At 55.0% G+C, this 24,997-nt stretch carries 16 protein-coding genes and 1 tRNA gene; 10 read left to right on the top strand and 7 right to left on the bottom strand.

The window, feature by feature from the left end:
* Window positions 1-154: 154 nt before the first annotated feature.
* The 6 genes from GKG36_RS08390 to GKG36_RS08365 all read left to right on the top strand — a co-directional run bounded on the left by GKG36_RS08390 (window position 155) and on the right by GKG36_RS08365 (window position 11,459).
* On the top strand, window positions 155-4,099 hold the full coding sequence (locus tag GKG36_RS08390; RefSeq protein ID WP_154260201.1) for an efflux RND transporter permease subunit: 3,945 nt from the start codon (window positions 155-157) through the stop codon (window positions 4,097-4,099).
* Window positions 4,100-4,707: 608 nt separating this feature from the next.
* Window positions 4,708-5,781 carry an aldose epimerase family protein gene (locus tag GKG36_RS08385; protein ID WP_005938695.1) on the top strand — a complete coding sequence of 358 codons (1,074 nt, stop codon included), beginning with the start codon at window positions 4,708-4,710 and terminating at the stop codon, window positions 5,779-5,781.
* 369 nt (window positions 5,782-6,150) lie between these two features.
* A complete protein-coding gene (gene galE, locus GKG36_RS08380) occupies window positions 6,151-7,176 on the top strand; it encodes a UDP-glucose 4-epimerase GalE (RefSeq protein ID WP_005937424.1) in 1,026 nt (341 codons plus the stop codon).
* A 289-nt stretch (window positions 7,177-7,465) separates the two neighbouring features.
* Entirely contained in the window at window positions 7,466-9,811 is a 2,346-nt protein-coding gene (feoB, locus tag GKG36_RS08375) for a ferrous iron transport protein B (protein ID WP_154260199.1), read from the top strand.
* Between the two features lie 435 nt (window positions 9,812-10,246).
* Window positions 10,247-10,681: a helix-turn-helix domain-containing protein gene (locus GKG36_RS08370; protein WP_097781078.1), complete on the top strand. Its 435-nt coding sequence runs from the start codon at window positions 10,247-10,249 to the stop codon at window positions 10,679-10,681.
* A gap of 1 nt (window position 10,682) precedes the next feature.
* Entirely contained in the window at window positions 10,683-11,459 is a 777-nt protein-coding gene (locus GKG36_RS08365; RefSeq protein WP_154260197.1) for a sulfite exporter TauE/SafE family protein, read from the top strand.
* A gap of 309 nt (window positions 11,460-11,768) precedes the next feature.
* Here the strand turns inward: GKG36_RS08365 and tig are convergent, their stop codons facing one another.
* Window positions 11,769-13,076 carry a trigger factor gene (tig, locus tag GKG36_RS08360; RefSeq protein WP_154260196.1) on the bottom strand — a complete coding sequence of 436 codons (1,308 nt, stop codon included), beginning with the start codon at window positions 13,074-13,076 and terminating at the stop codon, window positions 11,769-11,771.
* Window positions 13,077-13,341: 265 nt separating this feature from the next.
* Between tig and GKG36_RS08355 the strand changes: the two genes are divergently transcribed.
* Window positions 13,342-13,418 (top strand) — tRNA-Arg (locus GKG36_RS08355).
* Between the two features lie 153 nt (window positions 13,419-13,571).
* Here GKG36_RS08355 and GKG36_RS08350 read toward each other — a convergent pair.
* The 6 genes from GKG36_RS08350 to mobC all read right to left on the bottom strand — a co-directional run bounded on the left by GKG36_RS08350 (window position 13,572) and on the right by mobC (window position 19,586).
* Complete coding sequence (locus GKG36_RS08350; protein WP_112122042.1) at window positions 13,572-14,972, bottom strand: site-specific integrase; 1,401 nt, start codon at window positions 14,970-14,972, stop codon at window positions 13,572-13,574.
* Window positions 14,973-14,986: 14 nt separating this feature from the next.
* Window positions 14,987-15,289 carry a helix-turn-helix domain-containing protein gene (locus tag GKG36_RS08345; protein WP_112122043.1) on the bottom strand — a complete coding sequence of 101 codons (303 nt, stop codon included), beginning with the start codon at window positions 15,287-15,289 and terminating at the stop codon, window positions 14,987-14,989.
* 371 nt (window positions 15,290-15,660) lie between these two features.
* Window positions 15,661-17,007, bottom strand: coding sequence for a phage/plasmid primase, P4 family (locus tag GKG36_RS08340; RefSeq protein ID WP_154260194.1), 1,347 nt, complete (start codon window positions 17,005-17,007; stop codon window positions 15,661-15,663).
* Window positions 16,970-17,422: a CHC2 zinc finger domain-containing protein gene (locus tag GKG36_RS08335; protein ID WP_279236577.1), complete on the bottom strand. Its 453-nt coding sequence runs from the start codon at window positions 17,420-17,422 to the stop codon at window positions 16,970-16,972. Before GKG36_RS08335 ends, GKG36_RS08340 begins: the two co-directional genes overlap by 38 nt.
* A gap of 192 nt (window positions 17,423-17,614) precedes the next feature.
* Window positions 17,615-19,177 carry a relaxase/mobilization nuclease domain-containing protein gene (locus GKG36_RS08330; protein WP_112122062.1) on the bottom strand — a complete coding sequence of 521 codons (1,563 nt, stop codon included), beginning with the start codon at window positions 19,175-19,177 and terminating at the stop codon, window positions 17,615-17,617.
* Window positions 19,140-19,586 (bottom strand): plasmid mobilization relaxosome protein MobC, encoded by a 447-nt coding sequence (gene mobC, locus GKG36_RS08325; RefSeq protein WP_112122063.1) that lies wholly within the window; start codon window positions 19,584-19,586, stop codon window positions 19,140-19,142. Before mobC ends, GKG36_RS08330 begins: the two co-directional genes overlap by 38 nt.
* Before the next feature lie 1,052 nt (window positions 19,587-20,638).
* Between mobC and GKG36_RS08320 the strand changes: the two genes are divergently transcribed.
* The 3 genes from GKG36_RS08320 (at window position 20,639) to GKG36_RS08310 (ending at window position 24,736) form a co-directional block, all read left to right on the top strand.
* The gene (locus GKG36_RS08320) at window positions 20,639-21,469 is read left to right on the top strand and encodes a PRD domain-containing protein (protein WP_112122080.1); all 831 of its coding nucleotides are present in this window, start codon (window positions 20,639-20,641) and stop codon (window positions 21,467-21,469) included.
* A 186-nt stretch (window positions 21,470-21,655) separates the two neighbouring features.
* Window positions 21,656-23,239, top strand: coding sequence for a PTS transporter subunit EIIC (locus tag GKG36_RS08315; RefSeq protein ID WP_173012928.1), 1,584 nt, complete (start codon window positions 21,656-21,658; stop codon window positions 23,237-23,239).
* A 21-nt stretch (window positions 23,240-23,260) separates the two neighbouring features.
* Window positions 23,261-24,736 carry a family 1 glycosylhydrolase gene (locus GKG36_RS08310; RefSeq protein WP_112122065.1) on the top strand — a complete coding sequence of 492 codons (1,476 nt, stop codon included), beginning with the start codon at window positions 23,261-23,263 and terminating at the stop codon, window positions 24,734-24,736.
* Window positions 24,737-24,997 lie beyond the last annotated feature (261 nt).

Genomic DNA, 24,997 nt, shown 5'->3' with positions numbered 1-24,997 from the left:
TCTTGCGAAAGTATCCAAAGAATCGCAAAAGAATCCCACCCCGCTCTTGCAAGGCGGGGGCTTGCGTGTATAATAAAAATGTTGAAGTGTAGCCTTTCCCGCAGGGAAAGCAGCTGTCCTGCTTTGCGGCAAGGCAGAGAAACGGTAGGAGAAAATGGAAAAATTCAGTGTCAAAAAGCCGTTTACGGTGCTGGTTGCAGTGGTCATGATCCTGATCCTGGGCTTTGTGGCGGTCACAAAGATGGATACGAACCTGCTGCCCAACGTGAACACACCGTATCTGATGGTGGTCACCGTGTATCCCGGCGCAAGCCCGGAGCGCGTGGAGAGCGAGGTCTCGGATGTGCTGCAGAACTCGCTCACAGTGCCGGGCGTGTCCAAGATCACCGCAACATCGGCAGAAAACTACAGCCTGCTGCTGATGGAGTTTACCGAGGATACGGATATGAACAGCGCGCTGGTCAAGGTGTCCAACAAGCTGGATCAGGCCAAAAGCGACCTGCCCAGCACCTGCCTGACCCCCTCCATCATTGAGTACAGCCTCAACATGAACGCTTTCATGACGGTGGCTGTCAGCCGCGAAGGTGCCGACCAGTACGAGCTTTCTGAGTTTATCCAGAACACCCTTGTGCCGGAAGTGCAGCGCAAGGGCGGTGTGTCCAGCGTTTCGTCCAGCGGTCTGGTGGAAAAGCTGGTGCAGGTGCAGCTCAATCAGGATAAGATCGACGAGATCAACGCAAAGCTGCTGGAACTGATCGATACCCAGCTGGCTGCAGCCCGCTCCCAGCTGGAAAGCGCCGAGGCACAGATCACCGCCGGACGCAAGGAATACGAAAAGCAGCTGAAAAACTTTGGCAATACGGTGTCCAACTCGGTCATGAGCCAGATGAGCACCGAGGTGGGCGCCGCAGTGGAAACGGTGCGTGCGCAGGCGCAGGCTCTTCTGGAAAGCGTGAACAGCCTGATCGCTGTGTTCAAGGAGCCTGAGATCCAGCAGGCCCTGATCGAGGTGCGCGACGGTCTGCAGAAGGTCATGGACAAGTTCAACGAGACCGGTATGCGGGATATCGACTCTCTGATCGATATTGTGGCTGAGCTGCGCACCATTACCGATAAGCTCACTACCGCCCTGCAGAAGCTGCAGGAGCGCGTGAATACCGAGACCGGCTCCGAAGGCAGCACCGCAGAGGATCTTGCCAATGAGATGCAGCTGCAGGAAAGCCTGAATGTGGTCTATAACACGCTGGAAAGCACCATCAAGGCCATGGACAATGTGCCCCAGCTGATGACCGAGTTCTCCGGCGCACTGGGCAGCTTCTCCCAGCAGCAGCTCAACGCCTATATGCAGTTCACCGAAGCGCGTGAAATGCTGAACGAGTACGAAAAGCAGCTGGAGGCTGCCAAGGCAGAGTACGAGACGGCCAAGACCAACGCTCTGGCACAGGCCGATGTGACAAAGCAGCTGGACATTGAAACGCTGGCGCAGCTCATCTATGCCCAGAACTTCTCCATGCCGGCCGGTTACGTGCAGGATCAGGACGGCGAGTCCTGGCTGCTGAAAGTCGGCGAAGAGTACGACAGTGTGAAGGATATCAGCGGTGCCCTGCTGCTGCATGTGGAGGGCTACGGCGACGTGCGCCTTTCTGATGTGGCGGATGTGGAGATCATTGATAACTCCGCCGACAGCTACACCCGCCTGAACGGCGAAAAGGCATCCATCCTCAAAATCTATAAGAATGCGACTTCCAGTGCAGGCGAGGTCTCCGACAACTGCCTGACCGCATTTAAAGAGCTGGAAAAACAATATGACGGCCTGCACATGGTGGTGCTGTCCAATCAGGGCAACTACATCACCATTGTCATCAACAGCATCCTCACCAGCATGGTGGTGGGCGCTGCACTGGCCATCATCGTGCTGGCCATCTTCCTGAAGGATATCAAGCCCACCCTCGTGGTCGGCATCAGCATCCCGCTGTCCGTTCTGTTCGCGGTGGTGCTCATGTACTTTACCGGGCTGGACCTGAACGTGATGACCCTGGCCGGCCTTTCCCTCGGCATTGGTATGCTGGTGGATAACTCGGTGGTCGTCATTGAGAACGTCTACCGTCTGCGCAGCCGCGGCGTGCCTGCGGCCCGCGCTGCCGTGCAGGGTACAAAACAGGTGGGCATGTCGGTGGTGGCCTCCACCCTTACCTCGGTGTGCGTGTTCCTGCCGGTGGTGTTCTCGGCCAGCATTGTGCGCAGTCTGATGATGCCCATGTCCCTGTGCATCGGTTACTGCCTGATGGCCTCCCTCATCGTGGCGCTCACGGTGGTCCCGGCGGCGTCCTCTACTGTGCTGAAAAAAGCTGAACCCAAGCGCCTTGCCTGGTTTGAAAAGGTGCAGGAAAAGTATGCCCATAGTCTGGAATGGTGCCTGCAGCACCGTGCCCTGCCCCTGATTGCGGCGGTGGTACTGCTGGTGTTCAGCGGCTGGCAGGTGCTGAACATGGGTGTGGAGCTGCTGCCCAGCATCACCAGCAACGAGGCGCAGATCACCCTGTCCACCGCCGACGGCCTGACCAAGGAGGAATCCTATGCCATTGCGGGTCAGGTGGCAGAGGCGGCCCTGAATGTAGAAAACGTGGAAGAGGTGGGCATCACCACCGACACCAGCATGGCCGGTCTGGATATCAGCCAGCTGGGCCTGCCCACCGCCATTACCGATATCCTGAACTCCGCCAATGCCTACGGCAGATACAAGATCAACGTTATGATGAGCAAGAGCCTTTCCTCCCGTGAGGTGGAAAAGACCCGGCAGGCCATGGAGGATGCAGTGTCCCAGATCGAGAATTGCACCGCTGAGGTCAAGCTGTACGGCATGACCGATGATCTGACCAGCCAGCTGGCCACCGGCCTGTCGGTCAAGGTCTACGGCAAGGATCCGGAAACGCTGACCACCGTTTCCGAGAAGGTAATGGAGATCGTCAACGATACCGAGGGCTTTGCCAATGCGGACAACGGCCTTGGCAGCGGCGATGCCACCATCATCCTGAAGGTGGACCGCGACAAGGTGCGCGCCTACGGACTGACCGTTGCGCAGGTGTACCAGCAGATCGCGGCAAAGCTCACCACCACCGCCACGGCCCAGACCCCCGTCACGGTGAACGGCACCACCATGGATGTCCAGATCACGGACAATCTGGACCCTGTCACCAAGGAAAACATGATGGAGCTTACCTTTGAGACCACCGAAATGTCGGCAGACGGCACAGTGACCAATGGTACCTGCACCCTGAACGATATCGCCAGCTGGACCACCGGCACCGCACCGGATGCCATTACCAGCGAGAACCAGACCGAGTTTGTCACTGTGACGGCAGATACGCTGAAGGGCTACAACACCATGGTGCAGTCCCGCGTGCTGCAGAAGAAGCTGGATGAGTACGCAGCCAGCGGTGAGATGCCGGAGGGCTGCAGCACCACGCTGGGCGGCGAGACCGAGGGCACCGACTACATGGTGAACGAAATGGTGCAGTGGATGGCTCTGGCCCTGCCCTTTGTATATCTGGTCATGGTGGCACAGTTCCAGAGCCTGCTGTCCCCCTTCATCGTGCTGTTCACGGTGCCGCTGGCCTTTACCGGCGGCCTGCTGGGTCTGCTGGTCACCGGCCAGCAGCTCACCATGATTTCCCTGATGGGCTTCATCGTGCTGATGGGCACTGTTGTCAACAACGGCATCGTGTTCGTGGACTATGCAAACCAGCTGCGCATTGGCGGCATGGAGCGCCGCGCTGCGCTGGTGGCTACCGGCAAGACCCGTATGCGCCCCATCCTCATGACCACCCTGACCACCGTGCTGGCCATGCTGCAGCTGGTGTTCAGCGGCGATATGGCAAGCCAGCTGATGAGCGGCATGGCCATCGTCATCATCTGCGGCCTGAGCTACGCCACCCTGATGACCCTGTATATCGTTCCGGTGCTGTACGATATCCTGTTCAAGAAGCCGCCGCTCAACGTGGATGTTGGCAGCGACGATGATCTGGACGACATTCCGGACGATGCAGCCGAGTTCATTGCGGCGCAGAAGTCTGCGGGCACGGCACAGCCGGAAGCCTGACGACAGCATGACGATCTAGAATGCGCGCCGCTTTGCTTTGCGTATCATCAGCGGAAGAATTATTTATAATAGAGCAATGCCGGGCGGTCTGCGGACCGCCCGGCATTGCGTTTTCACGGGAAAGGTCGTAACGGGAAGCGGCATCTGCTGCTGTCGGCGTACCGCCGTCGCGCAGCGACTCAAAATCGGCGCAACACAAAAAATCCTCTAGCGGAGCGACTTGGATTTTTTGTATGGAGCCTTTCTGCTTTGGGGTTACTAGGGGCGAGCAGCCCCTAGTTCGTGCCTCCCGCGCCTCGAAAGTAGCGGGTGCTTTTCTGGTTCTCTTTTGGCACGCAAAAGAGAACGTACCCGGCGGTAATGCTTTTTACAAAAGGCATGAAACTTGATCCACGCGAAAACGCTCTGCGAGGGAAGCACATCTTTCTGGCTGCATACCCCGCCAACTGAATAATTTCAACAAAAAATAGCTGGAAAAATTGGATGCAAATTCTAAAATCCGTTCCCCACAAAGATATAAAACTGTGATATAATCATAAATAAGATAGAATACAGTGGAAGTCTGCCTGACTGTATGTCCGAGTAAAATCTGAGGAGGCGAATGCCCAATGGCACAGATCCGCTCCAAGCCCTTCGGTGTGACCAAACAGGGCGCAAATGTTACAGAGTACATCCTTTCCAACCCCGGCGGCCTGACGGTGAGCGTTCTGGACTACGGATGCATCATTAAAAACATCATCGTTCCGGCCAAGAACGGCCCGGTGGATGTCGTGCTGGGCCACGACACCATGGCAGATTATGAGGATGACTTCACGTCCTCCGGCAGCACCTGCTGCGGCGCGTTCGTGGGCCGCTATGCAAACCGCATCGAGAATGCCACCTTCAGCGTGGGCGGCAAGACCTATCAGCTGGAAGCCAACAACGGCCCCAACCACCTGCACGGCTGCTTCTCCCGTAAGCTGTACCGGGTGAAGGCCTTTGGCGACACCCTGCTGATGGAGGCCGAGAGCCCGGACGGTGAGGACGGCTTCCCCGGCAACCTGAAGTTGGCGGTGCGCTATACCCTCACCGAGGACAATACCTTCCGCATGGATTACCGCGTCTCTTCGGATGCGGATACCATCGTGAACCTCACGAACCACAGCTACTTCAACCTGAACGGTGAGGGCGATATTCTGGGCCAGAAGCTGCGCATCTATGCCTCCAACTATCTGGAAGGCAACAATCAGACCTGCCCCACCGGTGCCATTCTGCCGGTGGCAAACACCCCCATGGATTTTACCGAGGGAAAGCTCATTGGCCGGGATATCGATACCGGCTTTGCCCAGACCACCATGGTGGGCGGTGGCTACGACCACTGCTTTGTGATCGACCGCGCCCGCGGCTCCAGCCAGAGCATCTGCGCATGGGTCACCAGTGAAAAGACCGGCATCAGCATGAAGCTGTATACCACCCAGCCGGGCATCCAGTTGTACACCGGAAACTTTTTGCAGGACTGCCCCACCCCCGGCAAGGGCGGCGTGCCCATGCAGAAGTACGGCGGCTTTGCACTGGAGACCCAGCATTACCCCTGCAGCCCTTCCCACCCGGAGTTTCCCACCACGGTGCTGCGGGCAGGCAAGGTGTTCCGCGCCACTACCACCCTGCGCTTCTTCACCGGCAAGCAGTGCGGAAAATTGTAAAAAATGATGCACCACACAAAAACGTCTGCTCCGGCAGACGTTTTTTGCGTGGCAGGAGGAGAACTCCCCCAGTCATCTTGCTGCGCTCGATGCCAGCCCCCTCTCCGAGGAAGCTGGCAAAGCCGTCAGGCTTTGACGGAGGGAGTTTTCGCGCCATTTCTATGTTTTGCACAAACCGTGCCTTTTATCCATGACAAAATGCCAAAAAACGTTTTTAAATCAAAATCTCAAAAACAAAGATGCAACAAAAATTCATCTAAATAGAAGACGCATCCCTTGATTCTGAGCCATAAAAGCGGTATTCTTTAGGCAAGGCCGGGGAATGCCGGCATCAACTGTAATGTAAATGAGTGAGAGAGGTACTAGGCTATGGCAATTTTGGTTTCCGGCGGCGCCGGTTATATCGGCAGCCACACCTGCATCGAACTGCTGAACGCTGGCTACGACGTTGTTGTGGCAGATAACTATTATAATGCATCTCCGGTGGTGCTGGACCGCATCAAGCAGATCACCGGCAAGGACTTCCGCTTTTACAAGGCAGATATGACCAAGCACGAGGATGTGGAGCACATCTTCTCTGAGTGCCCGGACATTACTGCTGTGATCCAGTTTGCAGCCTACAAGGCCGTGGGCGAGAGTGTTTCCAAGCCCATTGAATACTATTACAACAACCTCAACTGCACGCTGGTCATTCTGGACGTGATGCGCCATCACAACTGCCACAACTTCGTGTTCAGCTCTTCCGCAACCGTCTATGGCGACCCCGCCAGCGTGCCCATCACCGAGGACTTCCCCACCGGTGCCACCACCAACCCCTACGGCACGACCAAGGTGTTCACCGAGCGCATCCTGCAGGATGTGTGCAAGGCAGACCCCAGCCTGAACGTGGCCCTGCTGCGCTACTTCAACCCCATTGGTGCGCACAAGTCCGGCCTCATCGGCGAGGACCCCAACGGCATCCCCAATAACCTCATGCCCTATATCGCCAAGGTGGCCGTTGGCAAGCTGGAAAAGGTGCATGTCTTTGGCAACGACTATCCCACCCCGGACGGCACCGGCGTGCGCGACTACATCCACGTGGTGGATCTGGCCCGCGGCCATGTGTGCGCCATCAAGAAGCTGGAAACGAACTGCGGCCTGTTCATCTGCAATCTGGGCACTGGCAAGGGCTACAGCGTGCTGGATGTGATCCACGCCTTCTCCAAGGCCTGCGGTAAGGAGATCCCCTATGTGATCGACCCGCGCCGCCCCGGCGACATTGCCGAGTGCTATGCAGACCCCACCAAGGCAAAGAACGAGCTTGGCTGGGTGGCGGAATACGGCATCGAGGAAATGTGTGCCGACAGCTGGAACTGGCAGAAGAACAACCCCGATGGCTACCACACTGTGAAGTAAACGCATAAACCTCCAAAGCCGTGCATTCTCTGAAAAAGAGGGTGCACGGCTTTTTTTGTTATCACTGTAACGTTAGCGGCCTCGCCCTCTCCGTCTGCTCACTGCGTTTGCATCCACCTCTCCCTTTGGGAGAGCTGCCGAGCAAGGCGAGGCTGAGAGGGCGAGGATGCTGACCGCCAAGAATCTCCCCCATATTATCTATTGACAACCGCGCAAAGTTAGCCTATATTACTATTGTTAACACAAACTAACACACGTTGACAGTGGATAAAATGAGAAGGTCGATCTTATGACATTAAAAGAATTGCAGATCGGAAAAAGCGCTGTTGTGGATACCGTCGGCGGCAGCGGCGCACTGCGCCAGCATTTTCTGGATATGGGCCTGATCCCGGGGGTGGAGGTCACGCTGGTCAAGCTGGCACCCATGGGCGACCCCATGGAGCTGCGCATCCATGGCTATGAGCTGACCCTCCGGCTGGACGATGCCGCGCAGATCGGCATCACCCCCACCGAAAAGGCCCCGGCAATGTCGGCGGCTCCGGCAGATGATAAAATGGTGGATCACCCCGGCCTTGGCGAGGGCGGAAAATACCACATTAAAAAGGGGGAGAATCCCCTGCCCGAGGGCAGGACCCTCACCTTTGCGCTGGCGGGCAACCAGAACTGCGGCAAGACCACCCTGTTCAACCAGCTCACCGGCTCCAACCAGCATGTGGGCAACTTCCCGGGCGTGACGGTGGACCGCAAGAGCGGTGCCATCAAGGGCCACCCGGAGACCGAAGTCACCGACCTGCCGGGCATCTACTCCATGTCCCCCTATTCCAGCGAGGAGATCGTCACCCGCCAATTCATCATCGGTGAAAAGCCCACCGGCATCATCAACATCGTGGATGCCACCAACATCGAGCGCAACCTCTACCTGACCATGCAGCTCATGGAGCTGGACACCCCCATGGTGCTGGCGCTGAACATGATGGACGAGGTGCGCGGCAACGGCGGCACGGTGCGCATCAACAAGATGGAGGCCATGCTTGGCATCCCGGTCATTCCCATCTCTGCCGCCAAGAATGAGGGCGTGGATGAGCTGGTAGACCACGCCCTTCATGTGGCAAAGTATCAGGAGCGGCCCGGCCGCATGGATTTCTGCAGTGAGGACGACCACGGCGGTGCCGTACACCGCTGCATCCACGGCATCATCCATCTGATCGAGGACCACGCCAGGGCGGCGGGCATTCCGGTGCGGTTTGCCGCCACCAAGCTGGTGGAGGGCGACCGGCGCATCGAGGAAGCCTTGCAGCTGGATCAGAACGAAAAAGAGATGATCGAACATATCATCGTGCAGATGGAGCGGGAGCGCGGGCTGGACCGCGCCGCCGCCATTGCGGATATGCGGTTCTCCTTTATTCAGGAGCTGGTGGCCAAGACGGTGGTCAAGCCCCACGAAAGCAAAGAGCAGCTGCGCTCCAACCGTATCGACAAATTCCTCACCGGCAAATACACCGCCATCCCGGCCTTTATCGCCATCATGGGTCTGGTGTTCTTCCTCACCTTCAACGTCATCGGCCTGTTCTTCCAGAACCTGATGGAAACGGGCATCGACGCGTTGACCGGCATCGTGGACACGGCGCTTACCAACTGGAACGTCAATGCGGCGGTGCACTCCTTGCTCATCGACGGCATCTTTACCGGCGTGGGCAGCGTGCTGAGCTTTCTGCCCATCATCGTGGTGCTGTTCTTCTTCCTCTCCATGCTGGAGGATACCGGTTACATGGCCCGCGTGGCCTTTGTGATGGATAAGCTGCTGCGCCGCATCGGCCTTTCGGGCCGCAGCATCGTGCCCATGCTCATCGGCTTTGGCTGCACCGTGCCCGGCGTCATGGCAAGCCGTACCCTGCCCTCGGAGCGCGACCGCAAAATGACCATCCTGCTCACCCCGTTCATGAGCTGCTCGGCAAAGCTGCCCATCTACAGCCTGTTTGCGGCGGCGTTCTTCCCGCAGTATGCGGGCCTTGTGATGGTGCTGCTGTACTTTACCGGCATTGCGGTGGGCGTGCTGGCGGCACTGCTGCTCAAGAGCACGGTGTTCAAGGGCGAGGCGGTGCCCTTTGTCATGGAACTGCCCAACTACCGCCTGCCCGGCCTGAAAAACGTGGCACAGCTGCTGTGGGAAAAGGCCCGGGACTTTTTGCAGAAGGCCTTCACGGTGATCTTTGCGGCCACCATCGTCATCTGGTTTTTGCAGAACTTTGACCTGCAGCTGCGGCTGACCGCCGACCCGCAGGCCAGCATCCTTGCCCGCATTGCGGGCGACATCGCCCCGCTGTTCGGACCTTTGGGCTTTGCGGACTGGCGCATCTCCACCGCCCTCATCACCGGCTTTATGGCAAAGGAGAGCGTGGTGTCCTCGCTGCTCATCCTCTTTGGCTCCGAAGCTGCGCTGTCGGCGGCCCTCACCCCGGCGCAGGCGGCTCCCCTGCTGGTGTTCTGCCTGCTGTACACCCCCTGCATCGCGGCAGTGGCCTCGGTCAAGCGGGAGCTGGGCAACAAGTGGGCGGTCATCATGGTGGTGAACCAGTGCGCCGTGGCATGGCTGTGCGCTTTGCTGGTGCGTCTGGCGGCTGTGGCGCTGTTCTGAGAAAAACGATTGGAATGCGCTCCGCGCTGCTCTGCGCATATTCAGTGGAAGAATTATTTATAATAGAGCAATGCCGGGCGGTCTGCGGACCGCCCGGCATTGCGTTTTCACGGGTGGGGTCGTGGAGGAAAACAGCATCTGCCGCGCTGATTTCCTGCGGAAACAGCCGCGCGGCGGGAAGAACCCTCTCAGGCTCACTGCGTTCGCCAGCTCCCCCGAAGGGGGAGCTTTATTTGTGCTAACCGGAAGATGACAAAAAGCTCCCCCTTCGGGGGAGCTGGCGCGGGAGCGCCTGAGAGGGTTTGCTCTCTCCCTCTTTGAGGGAGCTGGCGCGGCGTAAGCCGCGACTGAGGGAGTTCCCCCTTGACATCTCCCCTCATCTGCACTATAATACTTCAAAAATGAATCATTCAAAGATGAAAGGGAAGACCTGCTGTGAACCCGAATATCGAATTTTCCATCAAGACCGCGCAGGCGTACAATGCCGTCTGCAAACCGCTGTGTCAGGAGCTTGGCCTGTCGCAGACGGCGCTGGACATCCTGCTGTTCCTCGCCAACAACCCGGATTACAAAACCGCCCGGGACATCGTGGAGGTGCGCCATATCAAGGCGAACCTCGTCTCCATGAATGTGGATAAGCTGGTGCAGGAAGGGTATCTGGAACGGTACGCTGTGGTCGGCGACCGCCGCAAAACGAAGCTTCTCTGCACCGGCAAGGCAGACCCGATCATCCGCAAGGGGCGTGTGGTGCAGAATGCCTTTTTCAAGCGCCTGCTGGATCATGTGGAGCCGGCCGATCAGGAGGTCTTTTTCCGGACCATGGAGCTGATCGGGAAAAATCTGGACGAAATTATAAAGGAGAACGCATAAAATGAACGTGTTGTTTACGGTTCTTGTCACCTTTTTTGCCGGCATGGGGGCCGGCCTTGGCACCGGCTTTGCCGGTATGAGTGCGGCTGCAGTTATCAGCCCCATGCTCATCACCTTCCTGCACATGGACCCCTATATGGCGGTGGGCATTGCCCTGTCGTCGGATGTGCTGGCCAGCGCCGTTTCGGCCTATACCTACCACAAAAACAAGAACCTGGATATCAAAAACGGACTGATCATGATGGCCAGCGTGCTGATGTTCACGGTGGTGGGCAGCTGGGTGGCCAGCAGAGTGCCCTCGGCCACCATGGGCGGCTTCTCGGTGTTCATGACCTTCCTGCTGGGCATCAAGTTCATTGTGCGCCCGGTAATGACCACCAAGGAAGCCATGCAGGGTGTCAGCGCCAAAAAGCGTGCCATCCAGTCCATCGTGTGCGGTGTGCTCATCGGCTTCATCTGCGGCTTCATCGGCGCAGGCGGCGGCATGATGATGCTGCTCATCCTCACCAGTGTGCTGGGCTACGAGCTGAAGACCGCCGTGGGCACCAGCGTGTTCATTATGGCCTTCACCGCTCTGACCGGTGCTGTCTCCCACTTCATGATCGGCGGTGCGCCCAATTGGTTCGTCTGGGCGCTGTGCGTGGTGTTCACCCTGCTGTGGGCGCGCATTGCCGCTGTGTTTGCCAATAAGGCAGACCCCAAGACTCTGAACCGTGCCACCGGTATTGTGCTGGTGGTGCTGGGCGTGGTCATTATGGGCTTTAACCTGCTGACCTGAAAAAACTCCCCCAGTCGCCTACGGCGACAGCCCCCTCAAAGAGGGAGCCTTTCGCGTCGAAAAAGCTTTCGGCTCAGGTGCAAAACTTTCGGTTTCGACAGAGCCTCCCTCATTGAGGGAGGTGGCAAACCCGCAGGGTTTGACGGAAGGAGTTCGTCCTGACCAGCAAATGCTGTTTTCCTCCACGACCTTTCCCGTGAAAAAGCAATGCCGGACGGTCCGCAGACCGCCCGGCATTGCTCTATTATAAATGATTTTTCCACTGAATATGCGCAGAGCGAAGCGGCGCGCATTCCAGATCGTCAGCGCTTACTGGTTCTCTGCCTTGTCCTCGATGGTGGAGTGCTCGATCACCCAGTCGGCAGCCTTGCGGATGCCCTCGTTGCGGCGCATGGCGGGAATATCGGATTTTTCCTTGATCTCTTCCAGCGTCTTTTTGGCGCGCTCTGCACGAGCGGCCAGAGCCTTATCGATATCTTCCTCGGTGGGTACCAGATTTTCCTGCTGCGCGATCTGCAGCAGAGCCATGTGCACACGGGCGGTCTTCTCGGCAGAAGAGCGCACCTTGGCGGTAAAGCTCTCGCGGGTCTCGTGGATCTGGCTCAGGTAGCGATCCAGGCTCAGGCGCTGCATCTGCAGCTGCTGCTGGATCTGCTCCATCTGCTGCTGGTAGGTGGTCTCCACCAGCACGCTGGGCAGTTCGCCCTCAGAAGCATCGGCCAGCTGGGTCAGGATCTGATCCTTGGCACGGTTCAGCGCACCGGCGTGCTTGCCGTCGTGCAGCTGCTGCTTGACCTGTGCACGCAGCTCGTCCATGGTGTCCACATTGGCAACCTTCTTGGCAAAGTCGCTGTTCAGAGCAGGAATCTGGCGCACACATACGTCGATCAGCTTGATCTTGAACACGACGGGTTTACCGGCCAGATCCTTTGCGTGGTAACGGTTCGGGAAGGTGACGAAGATCTCGAATTCCTCGCCTGCCTTGTGGCCCAGAATGCCCTCTTCAAAGCCGGGGATCATGCGGCCGCTGCCCAACTGGACGGCCTGGTTCTTTGCGGTGCCGCCCTGGAAGGGCTTGCCCTCCAGCAGACCTTCGTAATCGATATGTACGATGTTGCCCTTTACGGCCGGACCCTTGTGCGGCACCAGCTCAGCGGCAGCAGCGCGGCGGCGCTCCAGCACATTGTCGATCTCCTTGTCGGTCACTTCCGGGGTGACGCACTCGGCGGTAAAGCCGGTGGTCTTGGTCAGGTTCAGCTCAGGCTGCAGGGCAACAGTGGCAGTGGCCACAAAGCCCTCGTCCTTTTTCACGCTCACAAGATCGTACACAGGATTGTCAACAGCCACAAAGCCGTGCTCTGCCATGGCGGCATCATACAGCGCGGGCACGTCCTTGTCCATCAGGTCGTTGATGGCATCGTACCAGAAGGTGTGCTCGCCGCGGTCAGCCTCGATCTGTGCGCGGTCCGCTTCGCCCTTCTTGAAGCCGCGGATCGTATAGGAGGCGCGGGTGCGTTCGTAAACGGCGTTGGATGCAGCTTCCAGCTCTTCGGGGCTGGCGCTGAAGGTCATTTTGCAGACACTCTTTTCGGGAGTTTCCACGCTTACCAGTTTCATAGGATCTACCCTCCGTGGTGTCTCGCTGCAGAGAAAACCCGGCGGCGCAGCCTCCACGCGGTGCTGCCCGCAAAGCTCCTGTACCCCTGCACGGACACAGATTAAAAACATATAGTAAGGCTATTATAGCACAAGAACGACAAAAACGATACAAGAAAAATCATAAAAAATGCTGCTTTTTGAAAAAGATAAAAATATTTGCAAAAAACGGTTGACAAAACCCAGTCTGAGTGATAAAATACATCATGTTCCGAACGGAACGTATGCGTTGGTAGCTCAGCTGGATAGAGTGACTGACTACGAATCAGTAGGCCGGGGGTTCGAGTCCCTTCCATCGCACCAAAAAATGCCGTGAAATCGAAAGATTTCATGGCTTTTTTGTTTTTCTGGCAGAGTCTGCACACTTTTGCACATCTCCTGCACACTTTACAAAAAAGCCATGAACTCTTTGCATCGCTTGCACAGCGTGTATTTCGCTGCACAAAAAAGAGGATTTTACGCGAAGAGCACCCGCGTCAGCTCGCGGCGTTCCTCTGCGTCCATCTGCCGGATAGCTTCAAGGATCATTTTACCCGTGATTTTTGTTGCCACCGGCGTTTTGTTTTCCGGGGGTTCCTGCGGCTTTGCGCCTGCCACATCCTGCGAGTAGAAGTCGGCTTCGATCTTCTCGGTCAACTCCAACCGGGGCTTGTCCTGCGTGTGGGCGTAGGTGTCCATCAGGACGGTGGCGGTCGCATGGCCTGTGTTGCCCTGCACCGACTTGAAGTCACCGCCAGACTGCAGCAGCTGGTAGGTGGCACTGGAGTGCCGCAGACCGTGGAACACGATCTTCTCAAACTCCGGGTGCTCTGCCCGCCACATACGGTACCACTTGGTCAGAACGTCTGGTGCAATGGGTAAGCCGTCTGGTAAGCGGAACAGCTGACCGCAGTTGTTGTACTTTTCCGGGGCGCTCTGCTCGTCCTGCTTCATCTTTTCCAGCCATGCCAGAAGCTCCTCTTTCAAGGGCTTGGTCATGTACAGGATGCGGTTGGACTTTTTGGTCTTGGTCCGCTTAAGGATCAGCGAGGACTTGCTCCCCTCCCGTCTGTCCGGGAAGGTGTGGTAGATCTGGGTGGTGTCGATTTTGGACAAGGCGACCTTGTCGGCACGCTGCAGGGCTTTGTTCACCGAGATGGTTCCCCGTCCGTCTGCTGCATCAAAGTCCAGATCACTCGGCTGTAAGCCGAGGATCTCGCTCTCACGGAGCGAAAGGATCATGCTCATGTGCACCGCCAGATGCAGAGCGGGGTTCTCGATGGTCTGCAGCGCCGCCAACATGGTGCGCTCATCCCAGATGGTGCGTTCTTCGGTGTTGATCTTGGGGGCTTCACGGGGAGTAGGCGACTTGTGGATCAGATCCCAATCAACGGCATACGAAAAGGCGGTCTTCAGGAGCGTGTGGACTTCGTGAATAGACGTGCTGGATAACAGCCGCTTCTTCTGATTTTCCGTCAGCTCCTGCTTCTCGCCGTGAACGTACTGACCGCAAGGGGTCTGGCTCAAGGTGGCGTAGAACTGCTCGATGTCGTAGGTGCGGAGGTCTTGCACTTTCCGCTTTCCGATATACGGCACGATGAGGTTCTGCACCATCGCCACAGATTGGGTGTAGGTCTTGGGAGACCACTTGTGTTTGCTGGACTGAATGGGAATCCACTTGTACAGCATCTCCTCTACCGTCATGGTGTCGGGTACGAGGAAGGTGCCGTCCAGCAGCTCCTTCTCCACCGTGATCTTGCGCTCCTGCGCTTCGGCCTTGGTCTTGAAGGTCTCCCAGCCCTTGCAGGGCTTGCCAGCATGATCTTTGTAGTTGTATCGGACGGAATACGTGTTGCCACGTTTCATAATAGATGCCATAGATGTTCCCTCCCTCAGACCGCTGCAAACCAATCGTCAAAGCTCTGCTTGCTTACCCGGATGCTGGTACCGAGGCGGATCACCTTGAAATCTTTCGTGGTGTTGCACAGATTGTACGCAGCGCGGTTGGAGATCGCCAACAGTTGGGCGATCTCGTCCACCCGGTAGACAAGCGGCACGAGCTTGGCTGCTTGGGTCTGGTCAGAAGGTTCTACGGCAGGGGTTTCGGACAATTCCATTGTAGGGGATTCGGGTGCGATTTTCAAGTCCTCACGGGTCAGTTTGGCGGAATTTTTGCGGACATTCGTCATAGGCATGTCTCCTTTGCACTTCTCCAGACCCGGCGCAGCTCCGGTTGAGCTGCACCCTCGTGGGCTGGTAAATATGTAAGGGCCTGCCGCTCCTGACCCGAAGCAGCAGCCCAAAAAAGTGCGAGAACTTGAATTTACGCGCCCCACGCGCCCCAAACCACACAAAAGTACCTTTCTGTGTTGATTTTATAGGGCGCATGGCTGGGATGAACGCGCCCTTTTAGGGCGCATCCGGGTTTCTTTCCCGCCCCGAAGGGCGTGTTGCCGCCCTGCATCCGCCCTTCGGGGCGGACACACGCCCGAATAAAACAGCGATAACAAGTCAAAACCATGGCTTTAGGGCGCGTAGGGCGGGAGTTTTTCACTTTTCGTGTGTTTTATGCCGCAGCAAAGGCGGGGTGGACGCATACGCCCCGGAAGCCGCGGTACTTTCCCTCGATGTGCTTGGAGAAGGTCAGGCCATACTTCCCTGCATTTTTCAGCAGGAACTGGCTGAACTTCTTTTGCGGAACGGGTGATTCCAGATTATCCTCGCACCACTTGGTGTAGGCGCGATAGAGGTAGGTGGAGCGTTCCTCGGTGTCGGGCTTGAAGCGGACATACGCACTGGCCTGCATGAACTGGGTCAGGTTGTCGCTGTCCGCCATGGCTGCTTCAAGGTTCTGGATGGAGCGCTCGCTGATGGTGAACTGATAGCGGTTCGCCAGCAGACGATGCAGACCCTCCAACATCCACAGCAGGATGCCGGGACGCTCCTCGGACAGCTCTTCGATAAGGAACGGGTTATCCACCCGGGCAGGGTCACGGTCTTTCACCGTGATGAGGATCTGTCTGCGCCAGAAGCCGTCGCTGTCATCGTGAGCGGCCACAAGGTTGCCATTGCCGAAGCAGATGAAACGAACGTACAGCAGGCCTTGGACAGCCTGCTTGTTCTTCCGCTCGATGCACAAACGGTCCTCGGCGGTGACGATGGACTTGATGTTCCGGGTTTCGGGCAAAGCCACCATGTTCAAATCGTCATCGACCATGACTAGCTTATACTCCAGATTTGCACTGGCAAAGCGGTTCGTTTCGATGCGGAGGATGGATTCGGAGTGAGAGGTTTCCCCGAACAGCTTCTTCAGCAGCAAGCCGATGCGGGATTTTCCCTCGCCGCCCTTGCCGGTCATGACCAGCATCTTCTGCGCCTTGGTAGACGGGATCAGAAGATAGCCGAGATATTCCTGCAAGGTCAGAATGTCCTCCGGGATGAGCAGACCGTCCAGAAATTCCAGCCACTTGGTCGGTGCGGGGGCATCGGGCTGGTATTCCACGGGGAGCCGGTTCAGACAGAGTTCCTTTTCCGGCACAAAGCCCCGCTCGTCCAGAAAGTAGGTCCCGTTCTGGAGATGGATGCGGTCAAGCTGGGGTTTCCATTCGGGGGTATAGGTTTCGATACGGAGTGCGTCCAGAACCTGCTTCTCCTTCTTGGCAAGGTTGTCGAGCACAAAGTCACGGAGGTCGCTGTGGACTTCGTAGAGCAGTGCGTCCTCGTCTACCTCGCCGTTCTGGTCGAACAGCTTCTGTTTCAGGCACATCATGGGGTGTTTCTCTAAAAGGTACTGGCAGTAAGCGGTTTCACGCACTTTGCCCTTACTGTCTACCCAAGGGCATTCGCATTCTTCCTCTTCTTCCAGTTCGTCCTCATCACGCCAATCTTCGTTCCTCTTTTTCCAGTCGCTCATGCAATCCCTCCCAATACTTCCGTAGCTCGTTTTCGGTCTGCGGGTCCGGGAGCACCGAACAGTCCAGATAATATTCAACGATGTCAAGGTTCTTTATCGCTTCAAGGAAGCAGGGGTGAAGTTCTTCTGTGGGTGACTGCGGTGCGTATCGGACCCGCCAACGCTGCAGACAGCGGTAATAGTCCAGCAGCTGCTGCCGGACGGTGGGCGGTCTGCGGGGAGCAAGCCGCACCTTTCCTCCGGCAAGTGCCATGCCGAAATCGTTCTTCAACTTTTCCACAGCCTTATAGGGAGAAAGTTGAAAAAGTCTGCCGACAAAATCGATCACATCGCCATCCGCCTGACAGGCGAAACAGTGGAAACGGCTGTCCGCCTTCATGCTGGGGTGTTTATCCCCGTGGAAGGGGCAGCACATCATACCGTTCCGGTTTACGGCGAAGCCGTACAGCTCCGCTGCCTGCCGGGTCGAGATGGCGCTTTTTACGTCCGAAAAGACAGAGGTGCTACCCTCCGTCCCAATGGGTGGGGTACAGGTGAAAGGACGAAGCCCGGTGAGGGGCGTGGGTGAGGTTGGGTTTATTCACACATCGATCCGTCAGAGTGTTGTTCATTTGACCTCCTGCTGCGGTACGGCGTGGCTGCGCTCCTCCTTGCGGAAGAAGGCTTCCACGTTCTGTTGTGCGGTGCGGAGTTCACGCAGTTCGATCTGCGCTTTCTTGTAACGGGTGTAGAAACCGTTTTTCTCCGAGGAAAGGGTCTGGTATTCGGCATCCAGCTTTTTGAGGTCCGGCAGCGTCCTGAGCCCGTTGGCCTTGAAGTAGGCGCAAGCGGCCTCGTACACAGCAAACTCTGCACGGTGCTGCTCCTTGAACTTGGCGGGATTCCGCACAGTCTGGAGCTTCTGTGCAAGAGGCTTGTACTGCCGATAGACCACAAGATGCCCGCGCAGCTCCTTGAGGGAGACCATGCGGGCATCCAAGTCTTTGACCACCGCCAGTGCATCGTCGTGCTGGGTTTGCAGTTCGGCAATGCGCTGGTGCAGGGCATCTTCGTTGAGCAGCTTTTTCTCCTGCAAGAGACACAGGGTCTGTGACCAGCGTTTGAGGTTGAACTTTTTCGCCCAACGCTCATAGCCGATGCCCTTGCCCGCAGCAACTTTCGCCTGAATGTCAACCAGTTTCCTGATTTTATCCGGCTTCTGTTCGCTGGCAGGCTGGATGGCGGTTGCAAGCTGGATGTTCTGGGAGAGGGCGGTCAGCACCTGTTCCTTTTCCAGCTTCTTGCTCAGTTTCTTGGCGGTGATGAACTTTGTCCGACCGGGCGGGCAGTAACTCAACCGGCCTCGGCTCTCCTTCACGGCAACGCCGTGTTCCTGCATGAGCAATGCAGAAAATTCCTCGAAGGTGGTGGTCTTATTCAGCACAGCGTAGATCTGCTTTCGCAGCTTGTCCAGCTCGGTCTGGTAGACGGTCTGGGTGGGCTGCTGCCCTTCGGCGGCAAGTTTCGCGTTGGCATGGTCGAGACGGCGTTGTCCACGCCGCTGTGCCCAATACTCCCGCTCGGAAACATGGTCGCCTTGGGCTTCCAGCAGATTGATCTGGTTCAGGTCGGCTTGCTCGCACATTTCCATGACAGCGACACGGAGGTGCCGGAGCATGGCAGAAGTGCAGCGGTGCTTCTTGCCCGCTTCCCAGTCGCACGGCTTGTCCATGAAGGGCTGCCGTTCCACGGTGCGGACACGCAAGCTGCCGATGACGATGTGGACGTGAATGTTCCCGGCACTGTTGTGTCCGTCCGGGTGGGTGCAGACGATGGCGGGATGACCGGGAAAATTGTCCTTGCAAAACCGCAAGCCAAGGGCTTGCGCCCGCTCCATGGTCAGGCCGTTTTCTACTGCGTCCTTCGGGTCGAAGCTGATGATATAATGGTGGGTCTTCACGTCCTCCCGCCCGCCGTTCTTGCCGTACTTACGGTTGGCGATCAGGCAGGCCATAGCGAACGAAGATTCGCCGCACTCAACAGTGTCGAGCAGGTACGAATCCCGCAGCTTGGGTCTGCCCTTCTCGTCCAGAATGGGCAGACCGGTGTACTCGTTGTGCTGAAAGGTCAGATAGCTTTCGGCGGCGGCGTAGTTAGAGTTCTTCGAGCTTAAATGCTTGATGGTTGCCATACAGTTCACCAACCGTTTCTTCGGCTTTCAGCCGAAAGTTCGTGAGTGCGGACAGTTCCTCCAGAATCTGCGCCCGGAGCTGCTCGGTGTCTTTGCCGCCGGAGTTGAAGTACCGTGCAAGCTGGTTGAGGTTGCTTCCCACCTTGCTGCACTGGGCAGACAAGGCGGCAAGCGCCGCCAGTGCATCCTCGCCGCCCTGCGCCACCACGACGGTGTGCTTGACGTTCACGCCGTACAGGACGCGGCGGACGAGCTCGGATTGGGTGAGGTGGAGTTCTTTGCAGGCGTATGCGATCCGCAGTTTTTCTTCTGCGGTCACCCTGACCTTGATGATGTGTGTCTTTCGTTTTCGCGGCGTGTCATTGCGGTTCTCTCGTGCGTGTGCGTTCGGACTTTTCATTTCAGTCATATTCGACCTCCTGTGAAAATGATAAATGCCCGCTCCGGGATGGAGAGGGCTATGTAAAGCGACACGCCGCTTTTGCGCTGAAATCAGCGCAATGCTGGAGCAGGGTTTGGGGAAGGCACTCCCCAACAAGTGGCAGACCATGTGACAGAACATTTTCAAGCATTGAAAATTTGTGGCCACAGGTCGATACTTGCTTTCGCCCTTTCCGTGCAACACTGAAAATTTCAGAAGTCGAACCGCAATGCACGTTGAAAATTTTGCAGAGCAAAACGTGTGAAAAGGCAAAGCCCCTGCTCATGGTCACCGTTCACACCGAACGCAGTTCCTGCCCCTGTTTTGCAGCGGCGTTGTCCGGCTCGCCCACAGAAAGTGTGAGGTCATGGCGCAGTATCTCGTTCAGACGGCTTATGAAGGATTCAAGGTACAGTATGAAGAAAGCCGGGCGCAGTGCGGACACTACAACCTGCTTCTTTCAAGCACAAAAATAACACTTTGGAGTTGTGTAGTCAACAACTAAAAATAAATTTCGGAAGATTGAACAACTACATAAGATTTTATTTGTGAAAAAGAAAAATACCGCCCACGCAGCGCAGCGATGATTTTGTCGGGTGAAGTAAGCGGCAAAATGAATCGGGTGTGTTGCGGGGCGGTAAAAATCTTCATGGGGAATAAACCCGCACCGTGCAGTCATTTACGGCTAACGCGGTGGGATTTGCGATAGAGGGTATCATGGATTGTGGGGTACGTCAAGATGGTTTTGGAAATTTTATTGTGGTAAAGCAGTGATAGTAAGACTTATAAAATCATTCAGGAAGGGCTTTTGCGAATATGACAAAAATCATAAATTCGATTTATTGAAAATGACAATAGACATCACTAAAATAGTTTGCTATACTAATTGGCGTAACAAGGCGATATTCCTCGGAAGCGATACTTGTGGCAGTACAGAATAGGGTCCAATGTGGTTCATTGATGCCTTATCTGTGGATTGTCAGGTGTTGTTTCGGAGGCTTTTTTCTTTTACAGGTCTTTTCGGGAAAGTGGTGCGGCAGATGAAGCTTGTTAAAAAAATCAATACGAGTGCCGCATTAGCGATTGACCGGACAGGTCACGAAATCGTAGTGATGGGCAAAGGAATTGGTTTTCCACAAATGCCATACAAACTGGATGATCTTTCCAAAATTGAGCGTACATTTTACGATGTTGACCCGAAGTACCTTGGAATGATTGCAGAACTTTCGCAGCCCATCGTAATGGTCTGTGCTGACATTGCAGATCAGGCAGGCATTGAATTGGACTGTTCCCTGAATCCGAATCTTCCATTTACACTGGCTGACCATATCCAGTTTGCAGCGGAGCGCCTGAAAAAAGGTGTGGACCTGACCACACCGATTGCTTATGATATTCGCCATCTATATCCTAGAGAAGCAGCTATGGCAGATATGGCATTAAAGATGCTGAACGAACAGACTGGAATGAACCTGCCTGCAAGCGAAGCAATCAGCATCGCAATGCATTTTATCAATGCCGAAGCAGAAAGCGGCGATATGCACAGCCTGATGCTGAGTATGCAGGTGATTGCCAAAGTTAACGAAATCGTGGAAAGCAGCTTGCACATTCAGCTGGATAAGGATAGCTACAATTACAGCAGGTTTGCAACCCATCTGCGTTATTTGATTCAGCGATTACAGGCAGGCGTACAGACGGATAATATATCCAGCAATCTTCGGAGAACCTTAATGCGTGAATATCCCGATATTTATGCCTGTACATTGAAGGTCGTAGAATATCTGAAGAATACCTACGGATGGGATTGCAACGATGATGAAGTTGTATACCTCATCATGCATATCCAGCGCGTGTATGAGCGAGAACAAGAATAAACAGAAAGCTTGGTTTCTGGAGCGATAGCCTGAAATGGCGCGATATCCGGGGCGGACTTTACGCAGCAAACGAGGGAGCTTCCCTGCCGATTTTGTTGTGGTGAAGTGTGCTCCGGATTTTTTACTTTGATGTATTCTGTGCACAGGAATTACATATATCCGAACATTCACAAGGAGGACACTGCAATGGCAGAACAGGACATCTTACAAAGCGTTTATCCGTACATCGGAGGTCAGGAGAATGTCAGCCGGACGATTCCGCGTAAGGGCACGCTGTATCTTATGCTCAAAGATGCCGGTGTAGTGAATTTGGCAGCAGTCAATCAGGTGCAGGGCGTTATCAGTGCAGAATTGGAACGCGGTCGGCTGACCCTGCAGCTGGAAGGAAAGGAACAGGAGGTTCCCGGAATGGCAGAAAAAAGAAATGGTGCTGAACTGGCAAAAGAAATTCTTGAACTGGTCGGTGGCGAAGAAAATGTTATTTCTCTGACGCATTGCGTCACTCGTCTGCGCTTTGAGTTGAAGAATGTGAAAAAGGCACAGACCGAACAATTGAAAAAGACTAATGGCGTGCTGGGTGTTATGGTTGCAGGGGGCCAGTATCAGGTGCTGATTGGTGCACGTGTGCAGGAAATCTATGACGAAGTATGCAAAATTACCCGCTTTGCGGAACCGTCTAAACAGCAGTCTGAGGAAAATAAACCTTTTTACAGCAAAATTCTCCCGTTTATTGCAGCAGCATTTTCTCCTTCGGCAATGATGCTGTGTGCAGCAGGTATGATCAAAGGTATTCTTGCACTTATTACAGCACTGGGGTGGATGAGTAAAGAGGCAGGCATTTATGTTTTGCTTTCCGGTATTGCAAATGCTCCGTTCTTCTTCCTTCCGGCGCTGATCGGCTATAATATTGCAAAGCGAATGAAATCCGATATTTTTACAGCCGTTACAGTGGGCTTGGCGCTTTGCATCCCTTCGATCAATGGTGTGGACATTGAGCTGTTCGGCCATGTTTTCAATAACACCTATACATCCACGGTGTTGCCTGCATTTTTTACTGTAATCTTGGCAGTGTACGCTGAGCGGTTCCTGAATAAGCATCTGCCGGATATGGTCAAAGGTTTTTTGACCCCGATGCTGATTTTTGTGATCGTGGTTCCTATCGGATATATGCTGGTAGGACCGGCAGCCAACCTGCTGGCAGATGGTGTCAGCTTTGTAATGAACCTGCTGTATAACTTTAATCATATCCTGTCGGATGTGGTTATTGGCGGATTCTATCAGATCCTTGTGGTACTGGGCGTTCACAGCGTAATCGTTCTGCCGGCGCTGATGGATGTCATGGCAGGCACTCCTTCCCCGAACTATGCATCTCTGGGTGTCGTGAGCTTTGCGGTTCTGGGTGTTACGCTTGGTATCCTGTGCAAGACAAAGAGTAAAAAACTGAAAGAACTGGCTCTTCCGGCAGCTGTTTCTGCCCTCTTTGGTGTTACTGAACCGGCAACCTATGCAATCGTTATGCCTCGCATGAAATATTTGGTTGTGACCTGTGTGTCTAGCGCAATTGCCTGCGGTGTAGGTGGACTTTTTGGCTTCGCAGTTTATACGATTCCTGGGTTTGGCATCTTTAAGATTCCCGGCTACATCGACCCGGCAAACCCTGTTCAGTCCCTGATCGTGGCAAGCGGTGTGATGCTGTTGGCAACTGCACTGGGCTTTATCATTACATATGTAATGTTCAACGATGCTCAGTATGGAGATGATAAGGAATAATGAGAGAAAGCGGGGAGAAAAATGGCTTTTCGCAAAGACTTTATGTGGGGAGGAGCCACTGCAGCCAACCAGTATGAAGGCGGTTATCAGGAAGACGGGCGCGGTCTGACAGTAGCAGACTTTTCCATGGGCGGTTCCCATACGAAACCGCGCATGGTGGTGTGGCAGAACCCTGTTACAGGCGAACAAGGCGAAACATCCGCGTTTGATCCGAAACTTCCGGAAGGTGCAGCGCCTGCGATTCGAACGGACGCATACTATCCCAGTCACCGTGCAACGGATTTCTATCATCACTATAAGGAAGATATTGCACTGATGGGAGAAATGGGCTTTAAATGCTTTCGGATGAGCATCAGTTGGACACGTATCTTCCCGAATGGAGATGACGCTGTGCCCAATGAAGCAGGATTGGCTTTTTATGAGAATGTTTTTGATGAACTGCATAAATATGGAATTGAGCCTTTGGTAACGCTTTCGCATTTTGATATTCCAATCAGCATGGTGCAGCGTTTCGGAGGATGGGATAACCGTGTGTGGATCGACTGCTTTGAAAAATTTGCCCACATAGTAATCCAGCGTTACCATGATAAGGTGAAATATTGGTTGACTTTCAATGAAATCAACAATATGGAACTAGCGCCGTATATGGTTACAGGCATTTCCAACTGCAATGCACAGCAGTTGGCGCAGGCGGCACATAATATGTTTGTGGCATCGTCACGGACAGTCAGGTTAGCACATGAAATCGACCCGGCAATTCGTGTTGGAATGATGCTGGCATACCGCCCCCTCTATACCTACACCTGCGACCCGGCAGATAACATCAAAGCGATGGAAATGCAGCAGAGCCGTTATTTTTACAGCGATGTCCAGATGCGAGGTTTCTATCCAGAATATCGATTGAAAAAATATGAGCGTGAGGGCATCGTTTTGCAGGATACACAGGAAGACTATGAAGTGCTCAAACAGTATCCATGCGATTTCCTGAGTTTTTCCTGCTATGGTAGCAATACAGTTACTGTGCATGAAGATGGCTTGGGTACAACAGGCGGAAATTTCTCTATGGGAGTAAAAAATCCGTATCTGGAAACCAATGCATGGGGATGGGCTACGGACCCTGCATGTCTGCGATTGGCCTGTAACACGCTATATGACCGGTATCATAAACCGTTATGGATCGTTGAAAACGGTATTGGCTGGGCAGATGAACTGACATCGGACAACAAAATTCACGACAGCTATCGTATCGATTATCTAAAGAAAAACCTATCCTCTATGAGAGATGCCGTTACGCTGGATGGTGTGGATTTGATGGGCTACACTATGTGGGGCTGCGTTGACCTCGTGTCCGCCTCTACCGGAGAAATGGCAAAACGATACGGCTTCATCTATGTTGACTATCAGGATGATGGCACGGGTGATGGCAAGCGTTTGAAGAAGGACAGTTTCTATTGGTATAAAAAGGTCATTGCAACCAACGGTGAAGATTTGACCTGACCGATTCAGTTTGTAAGAAGGAAATGAAGAGGGAATGGCCACCTGCCGTACTAGCCAGTGCAGTGGGTGGCCAGTTGCTATGATATGCAAATATTTTTCCTTGAAATGTTACATCACTGATGTATAATACCCTTAGAGGATAGCGGCAATGACCAGCTATCGGTGGCGTTGAAGTAATGGACCGGTTCGGCATCAGCCTGTTATGGAGCCAAACCGTGGGTTAAGCGAAAACCACAAGCCGAATAGATTCACTCGAATCGA

It is taken from the genome of Faecalibacterium sp. BIOML-A1 (genome assembly GCF_009679715.1).
GTDB classification, from domain to species: Bacteria; Bacillota; Clostridia; order Oscillospirales; family Ruminococcaceae; genus Faecalibacterium; species Faecalibacterium taiwanense.
This window is presented reverse-complemented; position numbering and strand designations above follow the sequence as displayed.

What these genes read in the sequence shown, in the direction of transcription:
- GKG36_RS08335 (WP_279236577.1), bottom strand. Translation starts at nt 17,422, where the DNA reads ATGTGCTGCCCCTTCCACGGGGATAAACACCCCAGCATGAAGGCGGAC.
- mobC (WP_112122063.1), bottom strand. Translation starts at nt 19,586, where the DNA reads ATGACTGAAATGAAAAGTCCGAACGCACACGCACGAGAGAACCGCAAT.
- GKG36_RS08365 (WP_154260197.1), top strand. Translation starts at nt 10,683, where the DNA reads ATGAACGTGTTGTTTACGGTTCTTGTCACCTTTTTTGCCGGCATGGGG.
- GKG36_RS08310 (WP_112122065.1), top strand. Translation starts at nt 23,261, where the DNA reads ATGGCTTTTCGCAAAGACTTTATGTGGGGAGGAGCCACTGCAGCCAAC.
- GKG36_RS08350 (WP_112122042.1), bottom strand. Translation starts at nt 14,972, where the DNA reads ATGGCATCTATTATGAAACGTGGCAACACGTATTCCGTCCGATACAAC.
- GKG36_RS08340 (WP_154260194.1), bottom strand. Translation starts at nt 17,007, where the DNA reads ATGAGCGACTGGAAAAAGAGGAACGAAGATTGGCGTGATGAGGACGAA.
- GKG36_RS08385 (WP_005938695.1), top strand. Translation starts at nt 4,708, where the DNA reads ATGGCACAGATCCGCTCCAAGCCCTTCGGTGTGACCAAACAGGGCGCA.
- galE (WP_005937424.1), top strand. Translation starts at nt 6,151, where the DNA reads ATGGCAATTTTGGTTTCCGGCGGCGCCGGTTATATCGGCAGCCACACC.
- GKG36_RS08345 (WP_112122043.1), bottom strand. Translation starts at nt 15,289, where the DNA reads ATGCCTATGACGAATGTCCGCAAAAATTCCGCCAAACTGACCCGTGAG.
- GKG36_RS08320 (WP_112122080.1), top strand. Translation starts at nt 20,639, where the DNA reads ATGAAGCTTGTTAAAAAAATCAATACGAGTGCCGCATTAGCGATTGAC.
- feoB (WP_154260199.1), top strand. Translation starts at nt 7,466, where the DNA reads ATGACATTAAAAGAATTGCAGATCGGAAAAAGCGCTGTTGTGGATACC.
- GKG36_RS08390 (WP_154260201.1), top strand. Translation starts at nt 155, where the DNA reads ATGGAAAAATTCAGTGTCAAAAAGCCGTTTACGGTGCTGGTTGCAGTG.
- tig (WP_154260196.1), bottom strand. Translation starts at nt 13,076, where the DNA reads ATGAAACTGGTAAGCGTGGAAACTCCCGAAAAGAGTGTCTGCAAAATG.
- GKG36_RS08330 (WP_112122062.1), bottom strand. Translation starts at nt 19,177, where the DNA reads ATGGCAACCATCAAGCATTTAAGCTCGAAGAACTCTAACTACGCCGCC.
- GKG36_RS08315 (WP_173012928.1), top strand. Translation starts at nt 21,656, where the DNA reads ATGGCAGAACAGGACATCTTACAAAGCGTTTATCCGTACATCGGAGGT.